Origin of the sequence: Francisella sp. SYW-2, assembly GCF_008711475.1 — a bacterium.
Taxonomy (GTDB): Bacteria; Pseudomonadota; Gammaproteobacteria; order Francisellales; family Francisellaceae; genus Francisella; species Francisella salimarina.
In genome coordinates, this window is record NZ_VXKO01000026.1 from 1 (window position 1) to 22,849 (window position 22,849).

Sequence of the window (22,849 nt, forward strand, 5' to 3'; positions counted from 1 at the left end):
TGGCTCCGGCCAGGTGAAAGTAGGTAATCGCCATCTTATTCAAATATCAAAGACTTATCGTGATAAGCAATACAAAAAGCCTCATAAATATATGGGGCTTTGTGTTTTTATAACTAACAAATTTAAATTATCCTTATCAATTAGTTTATATACAAAATGATATTAACTAATTATTATGATTAACTACCTTATTACTATACATTTCAAAAGAATCATCATCAGCCTTAGTTTGTTGTTGTTTATTGATCAAAGATTGTGTTTCTATTTCAGCATTAGTTAATTCTTTAGATATTGATTGTAGTATCTGGTTGTTAGATGTTTCTTTATCAATAATATGTACATTAATAGCTTCGGCTTCATATCTTAAGCTCCTTATAATACTTTGCTATAAACAGTATCAGATATTACATCTATTAATTATATATTATTTTATTGCTAATAAAGAAATATCTTATTAGGATAAATCATGTAGCATTATTTAGAGTTTATGCGAGAATGTATTTTGTTGGATTATCTGGGCATTCATGTATACCACATTCAATAAAAGTTGAAGCAATATTAGCAAAAATAGCAATTATGAAAATGACAAATATAATATGACTTAATGTTCGGATTTTATTATTTTTTGCATCTGCTATTTCATTAGGATCTTTATTGATTTTATATTGATTAGGATAAGACATAACTACAGAAATATAAATGATCGCAATCATGCATATTATGAATACCCATGTATACATGTGTAGTCCAAAAACTGTTGAACCAAAGCCAACTGGATCTGAAACATGAAGAGCAATTTGACGTAATGAAATAAATGCTGTTAATACAGAAGCTAGTAGCGATAGCGCATAATGGCTAGGTCTGATATGATAATGCATATTCAATAAAAATCCGAATCCTATTGCTAGTAGTCCTAATCTTTGCAAAAGGCATAATGGGCAAGGGATTTCTCCCATTACAAACTGAAAGTAGAATGCAGAAATAATTGTAACTGTAATACCTGCAAGTTCTATAGCACTTAGGAGTTTTACTAAATCTTCTTTAAAATATTTTTTCATATTTGCTCTCCTTATCTATAGATAAATTGACAAATGATCACTAGCATGATGAAGAAATACTAGTGATGTTACGATTAGAAAAACACAAAATGCTATAAGTCCCCATCGTCTATTAAACCAAGCGAATATGACTGATAAAAAGAGCAGTATGAAACTTATTAATATACCTGGCATATGAAACACTCCTATATATTGATACATCAATTTAATAATAGCAGTATTTGAATATCATTTCATTTTATATTTTCTAAGACTAGTCGAAACTATATTTCATACCATTATCCAAAATCATAATTAAGATGTTGTAGCTTTTGTCTTTAGGAAGCTTTTCAATTAGCTTTTTGGCTATAAAATAATTTGCACCACTACTGTGTCCAGCGTAAATACTTTGCTCTTGGGCTAGTTCGTTACATCCTTGTATAGCTTGTTTATCTGTGAATTGAATTATTTCATTAATGTATGATAAGTCCATAGACTTACAAAATACGGGATTGCCTGGGCCCTCAACTTTATAACTGTATATATTTTGCTCTATTGGTTTTCCGTGATAAAAAATATCGTAATAAACAGATCCTTTAGGATCTGGCATAAGAATTTTAGTTTCTGGGAATATCTCTTTTATTTTTTTAGCACAACCAGTAATAGTTCCACCAGATCCTCCAACTGTTATAAAGAAGTCTATATTTTTTGAGTGAGTTAAAAAATAGTTGACTATTTCTTGTCCTGTAGTTTTGTAATGACACTCTGTATTTAGTAGGTTGTCATATTGATTAATTAACACCCCATCTAAATCTTTTGCTAAGTGCTTAGCTTTATTTACATAAAAATCAGCATCTGTGTAATTGGCAGTATTTTTGCATATTGTTAAATTTGCTCCAAAACTTTTGATCATTTCTCTTTTTATTCTTCCAGTTTTTTCTGGACACGTAATATATACGGGATGATTATATAATTTTCCAATTGCAGCTAGCGAAGTTCCCATATTTCCAGAACTTGCTTCAATAATTGCTTGTTCAGGATTTATTTTTTTATTTTTGATTAAATTATCTAATATATATTTTGCAACTCGATCTTTTATACTTCCTGTAGGGTTAAGCCATTCGCACTTGGCATATAAGTTATGAGCGTTGTTGGTTTTTAGTTTGATAATAGGAGTTTTGCCTATTAGAGAGATCATGATATTTTTACTATATTTTAAATTAGGTAATTTTAGCAAAATGTTTGCTGTAGAATCTTTTAATTATCTGTAATGAGTATAATAATGAGTTGCTTTTGTGATATTGTGAGACTCATAAAGTGATATATGATTACGTTTGATACCAACAGAGTAAGATCTTAACTTTGTTGGATTAGCATTAGCAAAAGTAGTAGTTATAACTGATATCAAAATTAATAGAAGTATTTTTTTCATCATTTGCTCCTTTATGTTTTTATTATAATCTAGTTAATATTTAGTATATATGTAGTAGTGGTGATATGTCTCTAGCAAAAGCTACATAGCAGTTATGCATAAATGAACATAGTCACTAAAACTTATATTGATTTTGGATAGTTGAGAAATTACTGATGAAAAGCATTAAAGTTACTTAGGCCTAAGTTTTATTTATCTTTAGGAGTTAGTTTACTAGTTACATCTCCAGTTAAAGATTTATCCATAACTGATATGCTTTTAATTGGTTGTCCCTCACTTAAATTAGCCTCATTAAGGTTAACAGAAACTCTATTGCCAACTAATGTATCAGAAATATAGATAGTATTCTGAGATAAGGATGTTACTGACTTCCATTGTGTTGGCCATTTATCTTCTAAACTTGGGTTATTAAAACTCTCATTTCTGTAGCCTTTGATAAATGGAACAGATACAGAGTCAGCTGCTGCAAACATGTAATTAACAGCTTGATCAGCAGAGTCTGCATCTGGTAAATTTTCATTTATAAAACTACCCCTTACAAATCTATATCCAGAGTTGGCACCACCTGGTAGTTTATCTATATTATAGAATCCCAAATCTTTGGCTTGTTTTAAAATTTTAAGTTGCTTATCATAGCTAGGTTCATTACTAAGATTTTTTACACCTCTATGTATAGTTAACTTTCCATTAATATATTCAATAAGCGCACTATCTCCAGTTTTATCTTCTACTAGATAATGAACTGGTAAATAACTATCTTTACCATTAATTTTTACTGGCGGATTGTATATTTGATATTTATCTAAGTTTTCTAGAACTTCTTGAACTGTAGAATAGTTTCCTAGTACATATCTAACCCAATCAACGCCATTGATTCCTGGTTTGCTTAGATCTCTTTTAGGTTGAACAGTATCCCCTAAATAAAGCAGGTGGGCAGCTAGGCCTTTTTCATTTACACCTTCACCTGTTAAATTTTTTAAATTAGTTTCATCAATTGATACATAACCATATTTATCAGTCCAGTTAAGAGGATTTTTATTTAGACCACCACTTTCTTTTGTTCCTCTAGGATATACAGTTAAGTTTGGTTTTAAGTCAATAAAGATATCCATAGTTCTAGTAGTATAAACTCCAATATTTTTTCCAAAATCATGATTGATTTCAGAGCAAGCCATAGCTGGTATTGATGTTGCTAATATTGCGCTACTTAAAATAATTTTTGATAGTGTTTTTCTCATTACTTATTTCCTTATTTGTTATTTAAAAAGCTAAAGTTAATTTATCAGCTTACATGGCTATTATATTTGTAGTAGTATTAATTTGTCTGTAGCAAAAAATGCATAACAGCTATGCGCAAATGAGGTTAGTGATGAATTTTGATGATATTTTTATTTTTATTAAGCTTATCAATATAGGTACATTTACAGAATTAGCTAAACATTTAAATATTTCTCAAAGTACAGTTTCTCGTAGAATTCAAAGCTTAGAAGAATCTATAAATATGAAATTGATTAAGCGTAACTCAAGAGGCTTAATAGAAATGACTGAAGATGGAGAGTCATTCTATAAAAACTTTAAAGATATTGAGCAAGAAGCAAGTACAATATTTCAGCAGCTAATGAATAAATCTAAAGAAATAACGGGAACTTTAAAGGTAGGTATACCAAAACTTTTTCTTGATAACATACTAGCTGATAGGTTGGATTTATTTTATGCTAGATATCCTAATGTCCGATTAGTATTTAGTTATACTGCAGGAGTAGTAGATTTGGTTAAGGATGACATAGATGTGGCAATTACTATTAAAAAACCTTTAGTTACAAACTGTACTATAAAAACGTTAGTAAGAGCTAAAAATAAACTTTACGCTAGTGAAGAGTATATTCAAAAATATGGACAGCCAAAATCTCTGAAAGATTTAGAAAATCATGATGTTGTTGGGTTCTTAAATCATGATAAATATCAGACTAGTCTGATAGGTTTTTTAGAGAGAGATGACTCTAAAGAAGAGGTTAATATTAATCCAAATCTATTTTTTAATAATTTTATATGTGATATTAATTTAGCAACTAAGTGTAATAAGATTGTTAATACTTTGGATATTTTTGCTAATAGTAGATTAGATATATTACCAGTGCTTAATGATTATTATTTTGGCGAAACTAACTTTTATTTGGTAAGAGCAACTGGAGTTAGAAATAATCTTGAGCAAGAGTTTGTTAAATTTGTTAATGTTTGTTTGCAGGATTATTAAATGAATAAAGTATTAGTAGTTTTTGTTATATTGATTATTAGTGCAGATTTGTATGCGATAGTAGCTGGTAATTCATTAAATATAACTAGCAGTAAAGTTAAAACAGTAGAGGTTGATAAGAATATTAACAAACCTTTTAATAGTCGGCAGTTAGAAGATGATATAACTATGGTTAAAACTAATTATAAGTAAAAAAAGTTTTTTATACTATTTTCCAATACAAAAGCTTGAGAAAATCTCTCCTAATAGGTCATCAGAGCTGAACTCTCCTGTGATTGAGTTAAGATGCTCTTGAACTATTAATAATTCTTCTGCTAAGAGTTCTCCATTCCCAAGTTCTAATTGTTCTCTAGCAAGTTTGATATGTTCAAAAGCATTATTTATAGCTGTAACATGTCTCTCACGAGCTGTATAAACACTCTCATTTTGAGTTGTATAACCAACTTTGGCAAGAATATGATCTTTTAGCTTATCAATACCTATGTTGTTACCTGCGGATATATAAATATGATTATTATGATTCATAGGCGCTTCTTCAAGAAGGTCTATCTTATTGTGAACATAAGTAATATCTATATCTTTAGGTATTTGATTATAAAATTCAGGTATTATATCCTTTATATCACTAAATTTAACCTGGCTATTTGTATAGTCATCAGTTACAAATAATATTTGATCTGCCTCTTGAATCTTTTTGATTGCTCTTTTGATTCCTTCGCTTTCGATAACATCATCACTGCTACGTAATCCAGCAGTATCGATAATATGCATTGGAACACCATTTATTTGAATATGCTCCTTTACAATATCTCGAGTTGTACCTGCTATTGATGTTACAATGGCAGACTCTTTACCAGCTAGAGCATTTAAAAGACTAGATTTACCGGCATTAGGCTTACCGACTAGTATTAGTGTTACGCCTTCAACAAGGATCGCCCCTTGTTTACAACTATTTTTGACATCGAGAATAGTTTTATATATTTCTTGTAAACTGGTATGAATCTTTTGATCTTCTAAAAAGTTGATTTCCTCTTCTGGAAAGTCAATAGATGCCTCAACATACATTCGTAGATAGATAAGTTTTTCTAAAAGACTATTAATCTCTCTAGAAAAATCTCCTTGAAGAGACTTTGCTGCTGACTTTGCAGCTATTTCTGAAGATGCATTAATAATATCAGCTACAGCTTCAGCTTGAGCTAAATCAAGCTTATTATTAAGAAATGCTCTTTCTGTAAATTCTCCAGCATTTGCCATTCTAGCGCCGTATTCTAGGGTAGCTTTGATTATTAAGTTAAGTATAAAAGGATTGCCGTGTGCTTGTATTTCAACGACATCTTCACCAGTATATGAATTAGGAGAATTGAAAAATATTACAATACCATGATCAACTATTTCATTTGCATTATAAATATTACAAAATGTGGCATATCTAGGTTTGAGACGTTTTTTTGTGAGCTTTTCGGCTATTGATAAAGCATTTACGCCAGAGATACGTATTATACCTATACCACCATTACCTTGGGGTGTTGCAACTGCAACTATAGTATCTTTAGTATACATGTTTATTTTATTTTGTAGTTTGAGTTAATATCAGTATCATCTTCTTCTTGATCTATCACACGACCTTTTCTATTTGTATATTGCTTAAAAAAATCGGGATTTTCTTTAATTATTTTCCTACGTATAAAAAATGAGAAAATCATAAAAAAAATAATTAGAAAAACAAATAAAGGAGCAAAAATAATAAATGATATAACGGCTACTGCAATAAGACCTAGAGAGGTTAAAATTTGTTTTACATTGTTGTTCATTGCTTTGCTTTATAGTATTTAGCTTGTATAATATGAATACAAGTATATCACTTAGGTGGTTATTAAAACAGAGCTCCATATAATTCTGTGGGCGTGTTATTCAAAATCTGGAGGTTTATATGAATATTCAAATTACTGGTAGACATGTTGAAGTTACTGATCCAATCAAAAGTTATGTTAATGAGAAAATTGGTAAGGTAGGACATTATTTTGACAACATCACTTCAACAAAAGTAATTTTAGATGTTGAAAAAGATCATCAAGTGGCAGAAGCTATAGTTACAGTTCCAGGTAGTGAATTTGTGGCGAAGGCGGAGGATAAAGATTTATATGCAGCTATTGATATGCTTGAAGATAAGTTGGCTCGTCAGATAAAAAAACATAAAAATAAATTGAGAGATAACCACGCGACTGGTCATTCTGAATAAGTATCTTGTTATATTTTTCTATATAAAATTCATGAACTTAAAAGCTCTAATAAGTAAAAAAGATATAATTTTAAATTTAAATATTGAGTCAAAAAAGCGCTTAATTGAGTTTTTAGCAAATCGAGTATCTGATAGTTATCCAGATATAAGTGAAGATATCGTTCTAAAAAACATCTATAAGCGTGAGAGAATAGGTAATACATATATTGGCAAGAATATTTATATTCCTCATTGTAGGGTTGAAAACCTTATGACTACTAGAATAATGATAGTTACATTGAAAAATAGTTATTATGATAATTCCATAGACGATGATATTAAAATAGCTATTGGTGTTTTCTTTCCAGATAAGATATCAGATATTCATATGGAATTATTAAAGCAGTTAGCCCTTTATCTAAAAGAGGATCGAACCCAGCAATATTTTCAGCAAGCTGAAAGTTCTGATGATTTGTATAATTTAATTATTAATACTAACAATGACTAATTTATCTAATAATATACGTATAGTTTTAGTAGAGCCCTCTCACAGTGGCAATGTAGGTTCCACTGCTAGAGCAATGCTGAATATGGGATTAACAAATTTGTGGCTAGTCAATCCTAAAAAAGGCATAGATGACGAAGCCATAGCATTATCATGTCATGCTACAGAAGTTGTGAAAAATGCTAGGATTGTACCTAATCTTCAAGAAGCACTTGATGGTATAGATTATGTAGTCGGGACTAGTGCAAGAGTGCGTAGAGTATCTCTGCCTATAGAGCCTATATATAAAGTTGCTACAAACATACTTAATAAAATCCAAAAATCTGATGAAAAAATAGCAATATTATTTGGCAGAGAAAGAACAGGACTATTAAATGAAGAGCTTTTGATGAGTAATGTGCATGCGTATATTCCGTCAAATGAAGGATATACATCTCTTAATCTAGCCCAAGCTGTACAACTAGTAGCTTATGAGATTTATAAGCAAGCTGTAGAGATTAATGACTTAAAAGAAGTTCCTGAATATACTCATTTGCATAAAAAAGCTTCCGTCAAAGAGCTACAAGGGTTATATCAACATCTTGAAGATAATATGCTTCAATCTGGATTTTTGGATAGAGATAAACCTGGTCATGTAATGGATAAGGTGCGTAGACTTTTTCAAAGATCTGAATTAGAGAGTCAAGAGGTTAATATCTTGAGAGGCTTTTTAACATCACTAGATAATTTGGATAAGTTAAAATGATTATACTTGGTATAGATGAAGCAGGGCGTGGACCACTATCAGGACCTGTAGTTGCTGCTGGAGTAATACTAGATCCTGAAAAAACTATTGATGGTCTTGCAGACTCTAAAAAATTAACAGAAAAAAAACGTCAATCACTATATGAACAAATAATTTCTCATGCAAAAGCATATACAATAGTTGAAGTTTCACCTCAGCAAATTGATGAATTAAATATCCTTCAAGCAACGCTCAAAGCGATGAATCAAGTTGCAGATAATTTAAAGGGACAATTTGACAAAGTGCTGGTCGATGGTAATAAATTACCAAACTGGGATTATAATTCAGAAGCTATTGTGAAAGGTGATTCAAAAATTCAAGAAATATCTGCAGCTTCGATATTAGCAAAAGTACATAGAGATAATATTTGTCTCGAGCATGATAGATTATTTCCACAATATGGTTTTGCTAAGCATAAGGGTTATCCAACAAAAGAACATCTTGAAAATATAAGAAAATATGGTGTATTAAATATCCATAGAAAAAGCTATAAACCAATTCAACTATTGTTATAAATGAATAACTCTGAAAACTACTACACTGCAGGAAAGAGTTTAGGACTTTTTGCACTTACAGCTACTCTTGTAATGACAGAGCTAAATATATCAACGCTGATAGGTTTCTCGAGCTTAGGATATTTATATGGATTCTCGGCACTATCTCTAGGGATTGTATTTTTAGTTGGACTATTGTTTTATTCTTTTAGTGTCGCTAAAAAGTGGAAAAACTTTGATGCAATTAGTGTGTCTGAATTTTTTTCTCAACGTTATAATCCAGTATTTGGATTAGTAGTAGCATTATGTTTATTAACTGCGATGGCAGGGTTTGGAGCTAACTTTATATACTCTACTACAATTTATCTACAAGAGATTTTTCCTTCTTATAATCATTGGTCAATAAGTGGGGTGGCTTGTAGTTTAATGTTATTATTTACTATAAGAGATGGGCTACTAATGATAGTAAAAATAGATAAATTGAGCTTTTTATTATCTATAGTTCTATTTATATATTTAGGGTATTCAGCATATAATGCTGATGCTTCTGCACTTGGATATATTAATAATGCACAAATACCAACTTTACCAGTTTCTTTTTCTATATCTTTAGCAATTCTTACAGCATTTACTTACATACTTTCACCATGGTATGGACAAAAAATATTTGCTGCAAAATCTAAGAAAGTAGCTTTTTATGCTGTCCTGATTACATCATTTATTGTGAGTTTGATTTATCTGATAGCTGTCTATACTACGGCTAAATATGCAGGTGTGATTAGCTCTACAAATCCTGATAAAGCTTTTGTGTATATTGTACGAAATCTCTTCAGTAAACCTATGTTAGTGATATTTTATCTTATGATGTTTATGATAGCTTTGACAACTATAGCAGCATTATGGAATACTATGGCCTCGATGTGTTCTGTGCATTTTCAAGATAATAAAAGCGAGCACAAAAATATCATTACAGTAATGATTATTGCAATTCTTAACTACATACTTGCTAATACTCTTATAGATCAAGTTCTTGATAAAATGCTACTTTTTAATATTCCTATAGCTGCCTTAGCATTTAGTTTGCTATATGGGTTTTATGGTAGTAAGACTAATTTATTAGGAGCTATTCTAAGTACTGTAATAGGTGTGATAAGTGCTTTATGTTGCTATTTGATTTTTAATCAAGATGATTTTGTTTTCTATTGGGCAAGTGTGTGTATACCTTTAAGTTTTATAATTGGGTATTTGCCTGTGGTATTAGGATATTTTAAAAAATTATAGTCTATTGTTTCTGGGTTTCTTAAGTAATATGAATTCAGCAAGTATTCCAAGGCCTATACCAATTAGCGTGTCAAAAATTCGTGCTATAGTAAATCTGATTACTGTCATATCTGATTTGAGAAAATAAAATACTGCAATTAACCAAATCGTTGCAAAAACAATACCAAGTCCATAATTATGATTAATCATAAAATATGTAAGAAAAATGAAGATAAAACAGGAGTATATTGCTAATGGATATTTATCAAAAATAAAATGTGATAATACAATACCTATAACGGCACCAATAAGAGTACCAATTAATCGATGCAGAGATGTTTTTATCGATATTATATAATTTCCTGTAGATACTATAACTATAGAATAGCAAATCCAAGCTGGATTAGTTATATGTATAAATCTAGCAGTTATATAAACAGAGACTATAAGGATGGTAATGATAATAGCTTGTTTAAAAACAAATGAGTCATTATTAATAGTCGGAGTTTTGATATCAACACTTGGCATAATTATTGTAAATAATGAGGTTGATATGTAGCCCATTAATAATCCAGTTAGACAGTAATTAAGAGAAGGTAATAGAGTATTCTCAGATAGAATTGGATCAAGATAGAAAAAAAGTAGTACATATACTATCAAGAATATAATTAAAATACGCCCACCATTGAAATATCGTTGTGAACATAGACAATAAAAAACTAAAATTCCACGAGCTAGTTCTTGCAGTATTGGCGAACTTATCAAACTGACAAAAGATGCTAGAAGCATCATTATTAGAACTAGAATTGTATTTGTGGTTAGGCTTTTGATTTGTTCAAGCTTAGTATTTCCAAAGCGATAAAAAGGTAGAAATATCCCAAAAACAAAAGCCCAAATCATAGGTAGTATTTGATGATTGTAAAGGTAGGATGCGCTTAAGCTAGAAAAAAATACAGAAGCTGTAATCGTCGAAGCAAAAATATAATTATTTTTATCTGTGAAAATATTTTTTGTCATATAAATTAAATTTTGATGGCTGCAATTTTTTCTATGAAGTTAGTTATATCAGCTCTAATTCCAGATACTCCGATAATTTTATCCTTATCATAGATAGGTTGTCTTAATATAAAATATGCTCTTGTAACGCCTTTTTTATCAGTGAAAATATCAATAGGATTAATGTCTTTACCAGCAATTATATCTTGATCTTTTTTTCGATATATAATACCAATTTCAGCCCCAAAAATTTCTGAGTCATCGAATCCTATAAAATCTTCTGGAGTTAAATCTGCTAATGCGGCTGCTTGATGATTTATATAGATATATTTTCCAGCAATATCTTTTATGAAAAAAGGTGATTTTTGTTGCATGATAGCTTTGTCAAGTAGGATTTGTGTATGATTTAATGTGATCATGTTTCAAGACTAGTTAGATAATTACGGATGAAATATTATCATTAGTTGAAATATAACGCAATGCTTCATATAATTGTAAATAAAAAAATATATAGCTTTTATGTTACTAGATAAATTTACAAATTTGAGTCAACAATGGAGAAGAATTAATGCCTTATGGTATAAAATATTCATGAATTATTTGGAGCAAAGAAATTTTACCTACACAGAGTCTATTGTTTTACTAGCTACTTTATCACTTAATAAACCTTCAAAGTCGGATATTTCTAACTATATGAGATGTGAGCCTCAGAGTATTACTAGAGCGATTAACAGCCTGCTATCTAAAAAGTTATTGAAGCGATATGTTGATACAAAAGATAAAAGAGTTGTGCGTTTTGAATTAACAGAACTAGGAAAAGAGTTTTCGGTTAAGACTCAAGATTTTATAAACATAAATTGGCAAAAGTCTTTGAGACATCTCGATAATAAAGATTTAAATATCTTTACTAAGCAACTAGATGAGATGATTATTAATCTAGAAAGTTTAACAAATGTTGATAAAACCGAAAAAGAATCTAAATAATCAAAAAAAGGTAATATAAAATGGCTAAGATTATATTAAAAAATGCAAATGTTTTTAATGGTAAAGACAATCAAATTAATCACTATAATTATGTTTATGTAGAAGATAATAAGATTTTATCATTGACTGATAATGAAATTTCTAATTTTAGTGCTGAGGTAATTATAGATTTAAAAGATAGGTTTTTGATGCCTGGGCTTATAGATGCTCATGTGCATTTATCTTCAGCAGCATCAGTGGATCTAGCAAATGATAATATATCAAATGATTTCATGGCTATAGAGTCACTACAAGCAGCAGAAGAGTCATTGCTGAGAGGATTTACGACATTACGAGATGCTGGCGGAGCTGGTTATGGAATAGCTCTAGCTTTTGAAAAAAGAAAAGCAACAACACCAAGATTGTTTTATAGTGGTAAGGCTCTCAGTGCTACTGGAGGTCATGGAGATTTTAGAGGAACTACTGAGTCGAAAATTTGTTCTTGTCAAGTTAGTGGTTCAAATATTTCTACAATATGTGATGGTGTGCCAGAGGTACTAAAAGCTACAAGAGAGCAGCTAAGAGAAGGTGCTACTCAGATTAAAATTATGGCAGCTGGAGGTATTGCATCACCAGCAGATAAAATTACTAACTTACAATTCTCTGATGATGAAATACTAGCAATTGTTGATGAAGCTAAACGTAATGGTACGTATGTCATGGCTCATGCTTATACACCAGAAGCTTTAATACGCTGTGTTAAATTAGGTGTAAGATCTTTAGAGCATGCGAATCTCCTTGATGAAAAGGCAGCTAAAGTCATAGTCGAAAATGATGTATTCATTGTTCCTACATTAGCTATTTATGAGGCATTTTATCTTCATGGTAAAGAGTTTAATACTCCAGATCATGTCTTAGAGAAGTTAGGTGGAGTTCGATCAAATAGTCTTGAGGCTATTAAAATTGTGCATGATTATAGTATTAATGTTGGTTTTGGTACAGATCTATTGGGAGGTCTAATGAGGTATCAAAATACTGAATTTAAGATTAGATCTCAAGTTGAAACACCATTCCAAACTCTATACTCAGCTACCTATAAAAATGCAGAGTTATTAAATATGGTAGATAAACTAGGCATAATAAAATCAGGTGCATTTGCTGACATCATTGTATTTGAAGGAAACCCTTTAGAGGATATAGACTTATTGGTAAATCCTAATGAAAGCATAAAATTAATAATTAAAGATGGCTATATTGTTTCAGATAAATTGACTACATAAAATTTCTGATAAGATAGGAAAAATTCCTAGAGAATTAATCTAGTGAAAGAACATTATCTGAGTTTGTTTCTCCTAATTTTTTAGGATTAACTGTTTCATCATCTTCACCTTCATTAATATTGATTCCATAACCAAATTCTCGAGCATACATCCCTTGTTCTGTTTCTTTAGAAAAAACTTCTAAAACAGCTTCTATAGGAATATTTATCGAAATTGGTTCACCATCAAAAGTAGCATCAAAGCTAATATGATTATCGTCAATTTCTAAGCCTTGTATTGCTTGAGGAGATAGGTCTAGTAAAATCTTATTATCTTCATCAATATAGTTGTTAGGTACGATTACACCTTCATATTCAGTATCAACTAAGACATATGGTGTAAATCCGTGATCAACTAGCCAGTTGTATGTAGCTTTAGCCACATAAGCTCTAAGCATAGCCATATCAAGCTCCTTGTGCTTTAATTGTTTTAATGAAATTAGGCTCACTAAGTAGCTCTTTGATTTCTTTAATAATATTTTTATCTTTTGTAGGTATAGAAATCTTAAGCTTAATAAAGTAATAAAAAACGAAGGTTATGATGAGAGTCAAAACGTTAATGTTTTGCGCATCAGGATTACTTTCTGCATTTGTCTCTCTTTCGCTAACAACTGTTTTATAAGTACTAATAATATCTTTTTGCATTTTTACTTTTATCTCAGATGCCTCTTCGTCTGTCAAATCTGAGCTCTGTAATTTAATAATATTTTGTAGAAATGTTTTATTAACATATTCTAATAATATTCTTGCATTAGCTCTTTGCTTTGGAAAAACTGGAAACATCGGAGGAAAAGGGTACAAATCTTCTATAGCCTCTATAATAACACTAAGCCTATATACAGCAAATTCATCTGTACTAAGAGTAGGGATGTTACCATTAGGCGTTATGATATTTAATTCTTCTAAGTGTTTGGAGTTTTCTTCTTCAGAAACATCTATAATCTTTGCATTAGCTCCTTTGATAAGAAGAATCATACGAACTATGTCGCTATAGATATCATCCTTTTTTGTATATAATAACAAGATTTTATCCTCCTAGTGATAAAAAATAAAAAGAATAATAGAAAGGTAGTATGACGTATATTAACGCTTAGAGAACTGTCTTCTTCTACGAGCTTTTCTAAGACCAAATTTCTTACGCTCAACTTTACGTGGATCACGAGTCACAAAGCCTGCTTCACGAAGAGCTGGTTTTAAATCTTCATCAAATTCGATAAGAGCTCTAGTAACACCTAAGCGAATAGCACCAGCTTGACCTGTAGTCCCACCACCTTTTACAGTTACTTTAAAATCAAAACTATCAGTGTTGTTAGTTAACTCTAAAGGTTGTTTTACAACCATGCAATCTGTTTCACGACATAAGTACTGTTCTAATGGAAGTCCGTTTACGATGAATTGACCAGTACCTTTTTTCATAAATACACGAGCTACAGAGCTTTTGCGACGACCTGTACCATAATTATATTCTGACATTTTTACCATCCTTTATTAAATATTGTGAGCTTGAGGTTGTTGAGCTGTATGTGGGTGATTTTCACCAGCATAAACTTTTAACTTTTTGTACATAGCACGTCCAAGAGGACTTCTAGGAAGCATGCCTTTAACAGCTTTTTCAATAGCTCTTTCTGGATGAGTTGCAATTAGCTTCTCAAAAGAGATTGATTTGATACCGCCAATATATCCAGTATGGTGGTGGTAAATTTTGCCTTTTCTTTTGTTACCAGTTACAGCTACTTTTTCAGCATTGATGATAATAACATAATCACCAGTGTCCATGTGAGGAGTATATTCTGGTTTATTTTTACCTCTTAGGATCATTGCTACTTCTGTAGCTAGACGACCTAAAGTTTTATCTGTAGCATCAATCAAAAGCCACTGTCTTTTGATGTCTGATGGTTTTGCAGTAAACGTTTTCATCTTTTTTCCTTTATTTTATTGTTGTCAATTACTCAGTTTTTGCAAAAAATTCTTAATTTTGTGAACAGATACAGTTCACCACACTTTAAAAATTTAAGCAGTCTATATGGTACACTGTCTATGTGAGATAAGCAAATAAAATTGATACAGAAAAATTATATATAGCTTATTTTGTATCTGGCCACCTCCAATTTGGAGTATTTAGAAGATTTTGTCCAATAATTTTAGTTTGTCCAAGTTCTTTCTCTATTTCAATTAGGCTATGGGTTGGTAGTTGTCTTAGATATTTTATGAGTTCTTTAGAGTGTGAGATTACCCAAATTTGAGTTTTAGTAGATGCTTTTGCAATTAGTCTTGCAAGAGGAGGTATCAAGTCAGAATGTAAGCTCGTCTCAGGTTCATTTAGAACCATAAGTTCAGGAGGTCTTGGAGTGAATAGCGCAGCTGTTAATAATAAGTATCGTAGTGTTCCGTCAGAGAGTTCACGAGCGGATAGAGGGCGAAGTAGACCGTGTTGACTTAGCTCTGTAATGAATTGCCCATTAGCATGTTTTCTGATATTTAGATTACTACCTGGGAAAGCATCTTCGATAGCTTCATTTAGAGATTGTTGGTCTCCAATGTCAATAATAGTCTGCAGTGCTGAGGCAAGATCGTGGCCATCATGACTTAGCACTGTTGTAAGAGTGCCTAATTGAGGAGTCCGTACTGGAGCATCAATATCTGTGCGAAAGTGATCGTAAAAACGCCATTGTTTGATTTTCTCTCGTAGGGTTATAATTTCAGGTGTTTTATCAATATACGAAGCTTGAGTAAATATACTTTCATATTTAGGACAGTGTTGCTCGATGACTTGCCATTGTCTTTGTTCTCGGATCTTTATGATATGACTATCTCTATCGACCAGGGTGCTTGGATGCTTATAATTTTCACCAACCCAAATTGTTTCACGTTTGATTTCGGCATCTAGAGAAAAAGAAGTTGCAGTTAGTGGGCCTGGGTAGCCGAGAGAAATAGCATAGCCAAATATTTCATCACTAAATCCTAAGCGTAGACGAGGTTCTTTTTGTTTGGGTCCTCCTTGTATTGGAATTTTACCTTCAAGCATTTCTTTGGAAATTTTTTCAGGACCTGCCCAAAATGTTGTAGGTAGACCACCTTCCTTAGCAAGTGAGTTTACTACACCCCCTTGAGCTGTTTCTGCTAGTAGTCTCAAAGCTTTGTATAGATTTGACTTACCGCTTGCATTAGCGCCAGTTATAATATTTAGTTGTGATAATGGTATTACTAGGTTTAATAATGAACGATAATTGTTGACAGCAAGGGTTTTTATCATTGGTTTGTGGCTCCTAGAGCTGAGTATGTTTTAGCTTATTTTTTTTGAGAGCAGATCAATCTATCGGCTTCTTTGTTTGACCTTCTAATACAGTTTTCAATTGCTAATCTATCAAAAAAATTACCTGTAATATACAAGTTAGATAATTGAGAAAGCTCTTTTTCTAAATCCTGTAGGAAAGTGCTATGATTACGATGATAGCAGGGTAATGTGTTTTGTTTTGTATATGTATGGAGAATATCTTCGTCAGTTATATTTAGAAGTTTTGTGATTTTATATGTTAACTCTTTTTGAGGGTAATTACCTTTACAATGAAATACTATAGCTCTGTAGTTGGGGTTATCGACGACGTCACGGGAGACGGCTGAGAAAAAGAACTGTTCTTTACCAATTAAGCCAGCAATACCTTTAATATGTTTTAATGATTCTTTATTAGTAACAATTCCTATACTTGTTAGGTTTGACATGATAGGTCGGTATTGATGTTTTGCTATATTTGGTAGTATATCTTCTAGCAAAGACTCCGTTATATTCCATGGTGTTGCAATACATAAGTTATCACAGTGATAACTATTAGCACTGTCTGTTTCAACTATCCATGTATCTTGTTTTGAAATCTTGATAACTTTTTCTTTGATAATTTTTTGTTTTTGATTAGTAAATAATTCAGATAAGCCATTTTTGAATGTAAAACTTCGCGGTAAAAAAGTATTTCTATCATATTTTTTAAATAGGTATTCCATTGGGAAGTTTTGGCTATTTTGAGATAATACAGCATCAAAACAAAACTTTAATGTTCGGTAGTAATTTTTTTTGCCAAATAGCTTTTTTGCATATTCGCTAACAGTTTTATCTTCCTTTGAGATATTTCTATTCTTTAAGAAACTAAAAGCAGCAGTAAAAGGGTTTATATTGGTAAAAATACTTTGAATTTTATTATTAGGCTGTACAAATAGGAACGGAGCTTTTTTCCTTGATTGAATGTTTTGTTCAAGAGAGTTATTACAAATATAGTCTATAGTTTCGTTATAAGAGTTATATATTGTATGTGCCCCCATCTCAAACCAAAAGTCTTTATATCTTTGTGAGTCTATACAACCTCCGATACTATCTGACTCAAATATGCAGCTTTCAATGTTTGCTTTAGATAGTTTTTGTGCAATAGATATGCCCGAGATACCAGCACCAATAATTATAGTATCAAAATGTTTAAGATTATTCATTTGGTAACAGAATCCATAGTTTACCTTGATTGTTCATGTGTCCAGCGTTAAATTCAGCCTGTTGGCCATGCCCCCAGAATACATCACCTCGTATAGGACCTCGAATTGCCCCTCCCGTATCTTGAGCTATCATTAATCTATCAAGTGGTTTAGTGTCATGATGGTTATCTTCGTAGTAATCGGTTTCTAGCCAAAGAGGAACTCCATATAAATAGTATCTGTCATCAACAGCCAGAGAATAACCAGGAGTTAATTCAACATCTTGAGCACCAACCGCATTCTTGCGATCTACATATCTAAAGAATACAAAAGAGGGATCATAATTTAGAACTTCATCCATTTTACTTTTATTCTTTCTTAGCCACGCTTTAATTGCTTGCATTGACATCTCATCTCTACTCATATAGCCATTATCGAGCAGATACCTTCCAATCGGTTTGTATTCATGTCCATTTTGACTATCGTAACCAACTAAGATATCACCACTATCTGTTTCTATTCTTCCAGAACCTTGAATTTGTAGGAATGTTCTATCAACTTTCGATTTCACCCATACCAAAACATCTTTTTTTGTTAGCAGGTTACCATTTGATATTTCTGCGCGCGTGTAGTAGGGAACAAATTTGCCATCCTTGTATCTGCCAAAAGCAAAAGAATCATCACCTTTAGATTTTTTAATTAAGTCATTGGGAGTTCTATATATAGGTATAGTGTATTGTAGAGTTTTTACTAAACTACCCTTTATGGTAGGTTCGTAGTATCCGGTGAATGTTCCAGTATCTTTATTTTTATATACTATTTGGTATGGGGTGAAGTTCTGCTCAAAAAATGCTTTAGCTTCATCTTCTGTTTTTATTTTAGTATTTATTACTTTATTACAAATGTTTATCCAATTTGTATATTCTGACTTGTTTTCATCAATTATTTTTACACATGACTTTTTAAATGTATTAAAAGATATAAGATGGTTGTTAGAATTCCAATTATTTAAGTCATTGAAAGTAGCTTTTTTATAATCAATCTTATCAGAGTATTTTTTAGATAGATAGCGTTGCGCTGTTATATTGGTACAACTACTTATGAGAATTAGAAGAGTTATAACACCTACTTTTTTAAAACTCTCTTTTACTTTTTTAATATTCATAATAAAAAATGCCAATAATTTCTTGAAAATATAAAAATAACCACTATGTATAAAACATCTAACAAATTGTAGTATTAACAAGATCAAAAGAAAAGGTTGTTTTATGGGTAAAGAAGAAAAAAATAATACAGAAGATAAGGTTCTAGATAACGCAGAAGAAGTGAATCAGGATTCTTCTAATAATTCTGTTGAAGAAATATCTATTGAAGAGCAACTAGACAAAGCAAAAGATACGATTAAGGAATTAGAGGGAACTTGCGATTCTTTTAAAGATGAAGCTTTGAGAGCTAAAGCAGAGATGGAGAATATTCGTAAGAGAGCTGAAAGAGATGTATCTAATGCTCGTAAATTTGGCATAGAAAAATTTGCTAAGGAACTTTTGCCTGTAATTGATAGTATTGAACAAGCTCTAAAGCATGAGGTTAAGCTTGAAGAAGCTATAGCAATGAAAGAGGGGATTGAGCTAACATCTAAGATGCTTGTGGACATCCTTAAGAAAAATGGCCTAGAAGAGCTAGATCCAAAAGGCGAAAAGTTTGATCCCAATATTCATGAGGCTATGGCTATGGTTCCTAATCCGGAGCTTGAAGATAATATTATTTTTGATGTATTTCAAAAAGGTTACATGCTAAATGGTCGTGTAGTTAGAGCTGCTAAAGTAGTTATAGTAAAAAATTAAAAAAAATACTTGAAAAGCTAATAGATATACCCATCTATAAGTCGAGATTGAAAAAAGTTTAAAAAATAAAATTAAAATAATACAGGAGAATTTTCATGGGAAAAATTATAGGAATAGATTTAGGTACTACTAACTCTTGTCTTGCTATCATGGATGGTAAGAATGCTAAAGTTATAGAAAACGCTGAAGGCCATAGAACTACACCATCTGTTGTTGCATACACAGATGGAGGAGAAATTTTGGTAGGTCAGGCAGCTAAAAGACAGGCTGTAACAAATCCTGATAATACATTCTTTGCAATCAAGAGACTAATTGGTCGTAAGTATGACGACAAAGTCGTTCAGGATGATATTAAGAAGAAAGTACCTTACGCGGTTGTTAAAGCTGATAATGGAGATGCTTGGGTTGCTACTAAAGAAGGCAAAAAAATGGCTCCACCACAAGTTTCTGCAGAAGTTCTAAGAAAAATGAAAAAAACTGCAGAAGATTATCTAGGTGAGTCAGTTACAGAAGCTGTAATTACAGTGCCAGCATATTTCAATGATAGTCAAAGACAAGCTACAAAAGATGCTGGTAAAATAGCAGGTCTTGAAGTAAAAAGAATTATTAACGAGCCTACAGCTGCTGCGCTAGCATATGGTGTAGATTCTAAGAAAGGTGAGCAAACTGTAGCGGTATATGACCTAGGTGGTGGTACATTCGATATTTCAATTATTGAGATTGCTGATGTCGACGGTGATAACCAAATCGAAGTATTATCAACAAACGGTGATACTTTCTTAGGTGGTGAAGACTTTGACGTTGCCTTAATGAACTACCTAATTGATGAGTTCAAAAAAGAGCAAGGTATAGATCTTCATAATGATAAGCTTGCTTTACAAAGAGTAAGGGAAGCAGCTGAAAAAGCTAAGGTGGAATTATCTTCAGCTCAGCAAACTGATGTTAACCTACCATATATTACAGCAGATGCTACTGGACCTAAGCACTTAAATATTAAAGTGACTAGAGCTAAGTTTGAGTCTTTAGTTGCTGACTTAGTAGTTAGATCTTTAGAGCCTTGTAAAAAAGCTCTTGAAGATGCTGGTTTAAGCAAATCTGATATTACAGAAGTATTATTAGTGGGTGGACAAACTCGTATGCCTCTAGTACAAGAAAAAGTAAAAGAGTTCTTTGGCAAAGAGCCACGTAAGGATGTAAACCCTGATGAAGCTGTAGCAGTTGGTGCAGCTATCCAAGGTGGTGTACTTTCTGGTGATGTTAAAGATGTACTATTACTTGATGTAACTCCTTTGTCTGTAGGTATTGAGACTATGGGTGGTGTGATGACTAAGCTTATTGAGAGAAATACAACGATTCCTACTAAGAAGTCACAAGTATTCTCTACAGCTGAAGACAACCAACCGGCAGTAACTATACATGTACTTCAAGGTGAGCGTGAAATGGCCTCTGCGAACAAGTCTTTAGGTAGGTTTGACTTGGCAGATATTCCACCAGCACCACGTGGTATGCCACAAATTGAGGTAACATTTGATGTGGATGCAAATGGTATAATGAATGTATCTGCAAAAGATAAAGCTACGGGTAAAGAGCAAAATATTGTGATTAAATCTTGTGGTGGTATATCTGAAGAAGAAATCGAAAAAATGGTACAAGATGCAGAAGCTAATGCTGAATCAGATAAGAAGTTCCATGAATTAGTATCTGCGAGAAACACAGCTGATAATCTAATCCATAGCTCTAGAAAGGCTATTGCTGAGTTAGGTGAAAAAGTGACTGCAGAAGAAAAAGAAAAAGTTGAAGAAGCTTGTAAAGATCTTGAGTCTGTAACTAAAGGTGATGATAAAGAAGCTATTGAAGCTAAAACAAAAGCTCTAGAGGAAGTATTCTCACCAATTGCTCAAAAAGCATATGCTGAACAAGCTCAAGCTGCAGGTGCTCAAAGTGATGCTCAAGCCGAAGAGCCAAAGAAAGATGATGATGTGGTAGATGCTGATTTTGAAGATGTTGAAGAAGACAAAAAATAAATAAAATCTAAACAAGTCAACAAAGTGTGGTTTATCCACACTTTTCTTTTTGTTATAATACTCTGTCCAAAATTTTTAGGTTAGGTAAAATGCAACAGAAATGCTATTATGAAATTTTAAATGTATCTAAGACAGCTTCGGGTGTTGAAATCAAGAGAGCTTATAGAAAGCTCGCAATGAAATATCATCCAGATCGTAATCCCGATAATAAAGAAGCAGAAATAAAATTCAAAGAAGTATCAGAGGCTTATGAAATTTTAAGTGATGATAGTAAGAGATCTAGATATGATCAATTTGGTCATGCTGGAGTTAATCAGCAAGGTGGAGCTGGTGGCTTTGGTGGCTTTGAAGATATTTTTGATACATTCTTTGGTGGTGGTGCATCACGTGGGTCAGGTAGATCTAGAGCCTCTAGAGGTAGTGACTTAGAGTATACTATTGAGATTAGTTTGGAAGAGGCTTTTTTTGGTATTGAAAAAGAGATAAGTGTACCAAGAATGGAATCTTGCGATAGTTGTGAAGGTACAGGTTCTAAATCCAAAACTAAAACAACATGTCATGCTTGTCACGGACAGGGAACTATTCGTAGACAGCAAGGGTTTTTTGCTTTTGAGCAAACTTGCCCTGTTTGTAATGGTAGTGGTAATAGTATCGCTGATCCTTGTGATGACTGCTATGGTAGTGGTAAAGTTAAAAAGCAAAAAACTATAAGAGTGAAGATACCTGAGGGTGTCGATAACGGTGATAGAATCAGGCTTCAAGGCGAGGGTGATTCTGGATCTGATGGCTCTATGAGTGGTGACTTGTATGTACAGATATTAGTCAAAGAGCATAAAATCTTTGAAAGAAGAGATATGAATCTATATTGTGAAATGCCAATTAGTTTCACAAAAGCTTGCCTTGGTGGTGAGATCAAAGTACCAACTCTTGATGGCGAGGTGGTTCTTAAGGTTATACCCGAAACACAAACAGGTAAAGTTTTTCGTTTAAGAGAAAAAGGAATGAAGTCTCTAAGAGGCCAAAGAAGAGGTGATCTTCTTTGTAAAGTAGTTGTTGAGACGCCTATTCATCTAAATGCAGAACAAAAAGAGCTACTAGAAAAATTTGCTAATAGTCTAGGTGAAGATTACCAAAATAAACATTCTCCAAAAAGCAAAACTTGGTTTGATAACGTCAAAGATTATGCCAAGAAATTTTTTGAATAGTAGTAGTTTTTATTAGAACTAGTTTCTTCAAATTTTTATTAACATTAGTATTCTATTAAT

The 22,849-nt window shown here is 32.0% G+C and carries 28 protein-coding genes; 12 read left to right on the forward strand and 16 right to left on the reverse strand.

The genetic code is table 11. The features are described from left to right. Positions 1–485: 485 nt before the first annotated feature. The 5 genes from F3D57_RS08080 to F3D57_RS08090 all read right to left on the reverse strand — a co-directional run bounded on the left by F3D57_RS08080 (position 486) and on the right by F3D57_RS08090 (position 3,707). Positions 486–1,058, reverse strand: coding sequence for a disulfide bond formation protein B (locus tag F3D57_RS08080; RefSeq protein WP_013922781.1), 573 nt, complete (start codon positions 1,056–1,058; stop codon positions 486–488). A gap of 15 nt (positions 1,059–1,073) precedes the next feature. After that, positions 1,074–1,259 (reverse strand): DUF5993 family protein, encoded by a 186-nt coding sequence (locus F3D57_RS10375; RefSeq protein WP_318010091.1) that lies wholly within the window; start codon positions 1,257–1,259, stop codon positions 1,074–1,076. A 52-nt stretch (positions 1,260–1,311) separates the two neighbouring features. Continuing rightward, the gene (locus F3D57_RS08085; protein ID WP_150465869.1) at positions 1,312–2,235 is read right to left on the reverse strand and encodes a PLP-dependent cysteine synthase family protein; all 924 of its coding nucleotides are present in this window, start codon (positions 2,233–2,235) and stop codon (positions 1,312–1,314) included. 63 nt (positions 2,236–2,298) lie between these two features. Continuing rightward, positions 2,299–2,469, reverse strand: coding sequence for a hypothetical protein (locus F3D57_RS10250; RefSeq protein WP_013922783.1), 171 nt, complete (start codon positions 2,467–2,469; stop codon positions 2,299–2,301). Positions 2,470–2,657: 188 nt separating this feature from the next. After that, positions 2,658–3,707: a linear amide C-N hydrolase gene (locus tag F3D57_RS08090; RefSeq protein WP_150465870.1), complete on the reverse strand. Its 1,050-nt coding sequence runs from the start codon at positions 3,705–3,707 to the stop codon at positions 2,658–2,660. A 131-nt stretch (positions 3,708–3,838) separates the two neighbouring features. Between F3D57_RS08090 and F3D57_RS08095 the strand changes: the two genes are divergently transcribed. Both F3D57_RS08095 and F3D57_RS08100 read left to right on the forward strand, forming a co-directional pair. Next, positions 3,839–4,723 (forward strand): LysR family transcriptional regulator, encoded by an 885-nt coding sequence (locus tag F3D57_RS08095; protein ID WP_150465871.1) that lies wholly within the window; start codon positions 3,839–3,841, stop codon positions 4,721–4,723. Next, positions 4,724–4,915 carry a hypothetical protein gene (locus tag F3D57_RS08100; RefSeq protein WP_149368537.1) on the forward strand — a complete coding sequence of 64 codons (192 nt, stop codon included), beginning with the start codon at positions 4,724–4,726 and terminating at the stop codon, positions 4,913–4,915. It abuts the gene before it with no gap. 15 nt (positions 4,916–4,930) lie between these two features. Here F3D57_RS08100 and mnmE read toward each other — a convergent pair whose 3' ends face one another. Then, complete coding sequence (gene mnmE, locus F3D57_RS08105; RefSeq protein ID WP_150465872.1) at positions 4,931–6,283, reverse strand: tRNA uridine-5-carboxymethylaminomethyl(34) synthesis GTPase MnmE; 1,353 nt, start codon at positions 6,281–6,283, stop codon at positions 4,931–4,933. 2 nt (positions 6,284–6,285) lie between these two features. Continuing rightward, positions 6,286–6,534, reverse strand: a complete 249-nt coding sequence (locus tag F3D57_RS08110; protein ID WP_150465873.1) for a hypothetical protein — start codon at positions 6,532–6,534, stop codon at positions 6,286–6,288. Between the two features lie 119 nt (positions 6,535–6,653). Between F3D57_RS08110 and hpf the strand changes: the two genes are divergently transcribed. From hpf to F3D57_RS08135, 5 genes are read left to right on the forward strand one after another with little or no spacing between them, the layout of a single operon-like run. Further along, positions 6,654–6,962 (forward strand): ribosome hibernation-promoting factor, HPF/YfiA family, encoded by a 309-nt coding sequence (hpf, locus tag F3D57_RS08115; RefSeq protein WP_013922789.1) that lies wholly within the window; start codon positions 6,654–6,656, stop codon positions 6,960–6,962. Positions 6,963–6,993: 31 nt separating this feature from the next. Beyond that, positions 6,994–7,449, forward strand: a complete 456-nt coding sequence (locus tag F3D57_RS08120; protein ID WP_013922790.1) for a PTS sugar transporter subunit IIA — start codon at positions 6,994–6,996, stop codon at positions 7,447–7,449. Next, positions 7,442–8,191, forward strand: a complete 750-nt coding sequence (locus tag F3D57_RS08125; protein ID WP_150465874.1) for an RNA methyltransferase — start codon at positions 7,442–7,444, stop codon at positions 8,189–8,191. Before F3D57_RS08120 ends, F3D57_RS08125 begins: the two co-directional genes overlap by 8 nt. Next, positions 8,188–8,745 (forward strand): ribonuclease HII, encoded by a 558-nt coding sequence (gene rnhB / locus F3D57_RS08130; protein WP_150465875.1) that lies wholly within the window; start codon positions 8,188–8,190, stop codon positions 8,743–8,745. Before F3D57_RS08125 ends, rnhB begins: the two co-directional genes overlap by 4 nt. After that, on the forward strand, positions 8,746–10,005 hold the full coding sequence (locus F3D57_RS08135; RefSeq protein ID WP_150465876.1) for a sodium:solute symporter family transporter: 1,260 nt from the start codon (positions 8,746–8,748) through the stop codon (positions 10,003–10,005). On the opposite strand, the gene F3D57_RS08140 is transcribed toward F3D57_RS08135, so the two are convergent. Together F3D57_RS08140 and F3D57_RS08145 are read right to left on the reverse strand one after the other, a co-directional pair. Next, the gene (locus tag F3D57_RS08140; RefSeq protein ID WP_150465877.1) at positions 10,000–11,001 is read right to left on the reverse strand and encodes an FUSC family protein; all 1,002 of its coding nucleotides are present in this window, start codon (positions 10,999–11,001) and stop codon (positions 10,000–10,002) included. The genes F3D57_RS08135 and F3D57_RS08140 overlap by 6 nt on opposite strands. Before the next feature lie 5 nt (positions 11,002–11,006). After that, a complete protein-coding gene (locus tag F3D57_RS08145) occupies positions 11,007–11,399 on the reverse strand; it encodes a PAS domain-containing protein (protein ID WP_150465878.1) in 393 nt (130 codons plus the stop codon). A 100-nt stretch (positions 11,400–11,499) separates the two neighbouring features. Here F3D57_RS08145 and F3D57_RS08150 point away from each other — a divergent pair, with 100 nt between their 5' ends. Beyond that, positions 11,500–11,964: a MarR family winged helix-turn-helix transcriptional regulator gene (locus tag F3D57_RS08150; RefSeq protein ID WP_224728170.1), complete on the forward strand. Its 465-nt coding sequence runs from the start codon at positions 11,500–11,502 to the stop codon at positions 11,962–11,964. A gap of 20 nt (positions 11,965–11,984) precedes the next feature. After that, entirely contained in the window at positions 11,985–13,223 is a 1,239-nt protein-coding gene (locus F3D57_RS08155) for a metal-dependent hydrolase family protein (RefSeq protein WP_224728171.1), read from the forward strand. A gap of 34 nt (positions 13,224–13,257) precedes the next feature. On the opposite strand, the gene F3D57_RS08160 is transcribed toward F3D57_RS08155, so the two are convergent. The 7 genes from F3D57_RS08160 to F3D57_RS08190 form a co-directional block, all read right to left on the reverse strand. Then, the gene (locus F3D57_RS08160) at positions 13,258–13,665 is read right to left on the reverse strand and encodes a ClpXP protease specificity-enhancing factor (RefSeq protein WP_146421915.1); all 408 of its coding nucleotides are present in this window, start codon (positions 13,663–13,665) and stop codon (positions 13,258–13,260) included. Between the two features lies 1 nt (position 13,666). Then, a complete protein-coding gene (locus F3D57_RS08165; RefSeq protein ID WP_146421916.1) occupies positions 13,667–14,284 on the reverse strand; it encodes a glutathione S-transferase N-terminal domain-containing protein in 618 nt (205 codons plus the stop codon). Positions 14,285–14,344: 60 nt separating this feature from the next. After that, positions 14,345–14,734 (reverse strand): 30S ribosomal protein S9, encoded by a 390-nt coding sequence (gene rpsI / locus F3D57_RS08170; protein WP_013922801.1) that lies wholly within the window; start codon positions 14,732–14,734, stop codon positions 14,345–14,347. A gap of 15 nt (positions 14,735–14,749) precedes the next feature. Next, positions 14,750–15,178, reverse strand: a complete 429-nt coding sequence (rplM, locus tag F3D57_RS08175; protein ID WP_150465879.1) for a 50S ribosomal protein L13 — start codon at positions 15,176–15,178, stop codon at positions 14,750–14,752. A 166-nt stretch (positions 15,179–15,344) separates the two neighbouring features. Beyond that, positions 15,345–16,514 carry an AAA family ATPase gene (locus F3D57_RS08180; RefSeq protein ID WP_150465880.1) on the reverse strand — a complete coding sequence of 390 codons (1,170 nt, stop codon included), beginning with the start codon at positions 16,512–16,514 and terminating at the stop codon, positions 15,345–15,347. 35 nt (positions 16,515–16,549) lie between these two features. Continuing rightward, entirely contained in the window at positions 16,550–17,737 is a 1,188-nt protein-coding gene (locus tag F3D57_RS08185) for an NAD(P)-binding protein (RefSeq protein WP_150465881.1), read from the reverse strand. Beyond that, the gene (locus F3D57_RS08190) at positions 17,730–18,881 is read right to left on the reverse strand and encodes a murein transglycosylase A (protein ID WP_150465882.1); all 1,152 of its coding nucleotides are present in this window, start codon (positions 18,879–18,881) and stop codon (positions 17,730–17,732) included. The genes F3D57_RS08185 and F3D57_RS08190 overlap by 8 nt, the downstream gene beginning before the upstream one ends. 103 nt (positions 18,882–18,984) lie before the next feature. On the opposite strand from F3D57_RS08190, the gene grpE reads away from it, so the two are divergent. From grpE to dnaJ, 3 genes are all read left to right on the forward strand, one after another. Then, complete coding sequence (gene grpE, locus F3D57_RS08195) at positions 18,985–19,560, forward strand: nucleotide exchange factor GrpE (protein ID WP_013922806.1); 576 nt, start codon at positions 18,985–18,987, stop codon at positions 19,558–19,560. Between the two features lie 95 nt (positions 19,561–19,655). Beyond that, positions 19,656–21,584, forward strand: a complete 1,929-nt coding sequence (gene dnaK, locus F3D57_RS08200; RefSeq protein ID WP_150465883.1) for a molecular chaperone DnaK — start codon at positions 19,656–19,658, stop codon at positions 21,582–21,584. 89 nt (positions 21,585–21,673) lie between these two features. Further along, positions 21,674–22,789 (forward strand): molecular chaperone DnaJ, encoded by a 1,116-nt coding sequence (gene dnaJ, locus F3D57_RS08205; RefSeq protein WP_150465884.1) that lies wholly within the window; start codon positions 21,674–21,676, stop codon positions 22,787–22,789. The last annotated feature ends 60 nt before the right edge of the window (positions 22,790–22,849 follow it).

What these genes read in the sequence shown, in the direction of transcription:
- F3D57_RS08080 (WP_013922781.1), bottom strand. Translation starts at nt 1,058, where the DNA reads ATGAAAAAATATTTTAAAGAAGATTTAGTAAAACTCCTAAGTGCTATA.
- F3D57_RS10375 (WP_318010091.1), bottom strand. Translation starts at nt 1,259, where the DNA reads ATGTATCAATATATAGGAGTGTTTCATATGCCAGGTATATTAATAAGT.
- F3D57_RS08085 (WP_150465869.1), bottom strand. Translation starts at nt 2,235, where the DNA reads ATGATCTCTCTAATAGGCAAAACTCCTATTATCAAACTAAAAACCAAC.
- F3D57_RS10250 (WP_013922783.1), bottom strand. Translation starts at nt 2,469, where the DNA reads ATGAAAAAAATACTTCTATTAATTTTGATATCAGTTATAACTACTACT.
- F3D57_RS08090 (WP_150465870.1), bottom strand. Translation starts at nt 3,707, where the DNA reads ATGAGAAAAACACTATCAAAAATTATTTTAAGTAGCGCAATATTAGCA.
- F3D57_RS08095 (WP_150465871.1), top strand. Translation starts at nt 3,839, where the DNA reads ATGAATTTTGATGATATTTTTATTTTTATTAAGCTTATCAATATAGGT.
- F3D57_RS08100 (WP_149368537.1), top strand. Translation starts at nt 4,724, where the DNA reads ATGAATAAAGTATTAGTAGTTTTTGTTATATTGATTATTAGTGCAGAT.
- mnmE (WP_150465872.1), bottom strand. Translation starts at nt 6,283, where the DNA reads ATGTATACTAAAGATACTATAGTTGCAGTTGCAACACCCCAAGGTAAT.
- F3D57_RS08110 (WP_150465873.1), bottom strand. Translation starts at nt 6,534, where the DNA reads ATGAACAACAATGTAAAACAAATTTTAACCTCTCTAGGTCTTATTGCA.
- hpf (WP_013922789.1), top strand. Translation starts at nt 6,654, where the DNA reads ATGAATATTCAAATTACTGGTAGACATGTTGAAGTTACTGATCCAATC.
- F3D57_RS08120 (WP_013922790.1), top strand. Translation starts at nt 6,994, where the DNA reads ATGAACTTAAAAGCTCTAATAAGTAAAAAAGATATAATTTTAAATTTA.
- F3D57_RS08125 (WP_150465874.1), top strand. Translation starts at nt 7,442, where the DNA reads ATGACTAATTTATCTAATAATATACGTATAGTTTTAGTAGAGCCCTCT.
- rnhB (WP_150465875.1), top strand. Translation starts at nt 8,188, where the DNA reads ATGATTATACTTGGTATAGATGAAGCAGGGCGTGGACCACTATCAGGA.
- F3D57_RS08135 (WP_150465876.1), top strand. Translation starts at nt 8,746, where the DNA reads ATGAATAACTCTGAAAACTACTACACTGCAGGAAAGAGTTTAGGACTT.
- F3D57_RS08140 (WP_150465877.1), bottom strand. Translation starts at nt 11,001, where the DNA reads ATGACAAAAAATATTTTCACAGATAAAAATAATTATATTTTTGCTTCG.
- F3D57_RS08145 (WP_150465878.1), bottom strand. Translation starts at nt 11,399, where the DNA reads ATGATCACATTAAATCATACACAAATCCTACTTGACAAAGCTATCATG.
- F3D57_RS08150 (WP_224728170.1), top strand. Translation starts at nt 11,500, where the DNA reads ATGTTACTAGATAAATTTACAAATTTGAGTCAACAATGGAGAAGAATT.
- F3D57_RS08155 (WP_224728171.1), top strand. Translation starts at nt 11,985, where the DNA reads ATGGCTAAGATTATATTAAAAAATGCAAATGTTTTTAATGGTAAAGAC.
- F3D57_RS08160 (WP_146421915.1), bottom strand. Translation starts at nt 13,665, where the DNA reads ATGGCTATGCTTAGAGCTTATGTGGCTAAAGCTACATACAACTGGCTA.
- rpsI (WP_013922801.1), bottom strand. Translation starts at nt 14,734, where the DNA reads ATGTCAGAATATAATTATGGTACAGGTCGTCGCAAAAGCTCTGTAGCT.
- rplM (WP_150465879.1), bottom strand. Translation starts at nt 15,178, where the DNA reads ATGAAAACGTTTACTGCAAAACCATCAGACATCAAAAGACAGTGGCTT.
- F3D57_RS08180 (WP_150465880.1), bottom strand. Translation starts at nt 16,514, where the DNA reads ATGATAAAAACCCTTGCTGTCAACAATTATCGTTCATTATTAAACCTA.
- F3D57_RS08185 (WP_150465881.1), bottom strand. Translation starts at nt 17,737, where the DNA reads ATGAATAATCTTAAACATTTTGATACTATAATTATTGGTGCTGGTATC.
- F3D57_RS08190 (WP_150465882.1), bottom strand. Translation starts at nt 18,881, where the DNA reads ATGAATATTAAAAAAGTAAAAGAGAGTTTTAAAAAAGTAGGTGTTATA.
- grpE (WP_013922806.1), top strand. Translation starts at nt 18,985, where the DNA reads ATGGGTAAAGAAGAAAAAAATAATACAGAAGATAAGGTTCTAGATAAC.
- dnaK (WP_150465883.1), top strand. Translation starts at nt 19,656, where the DNA reads ATGGGAAAAATTATAGGAATAGATTTAGGTACTACTAACTCTTGTCTT.
- dnaJ (WP_150465884.1), top strand. Translation starts at nt 21,674, where the DNA reads ATGCAACAGAAATGCTATTATGAAATTTTAAATGTATCTAAGACAGCT.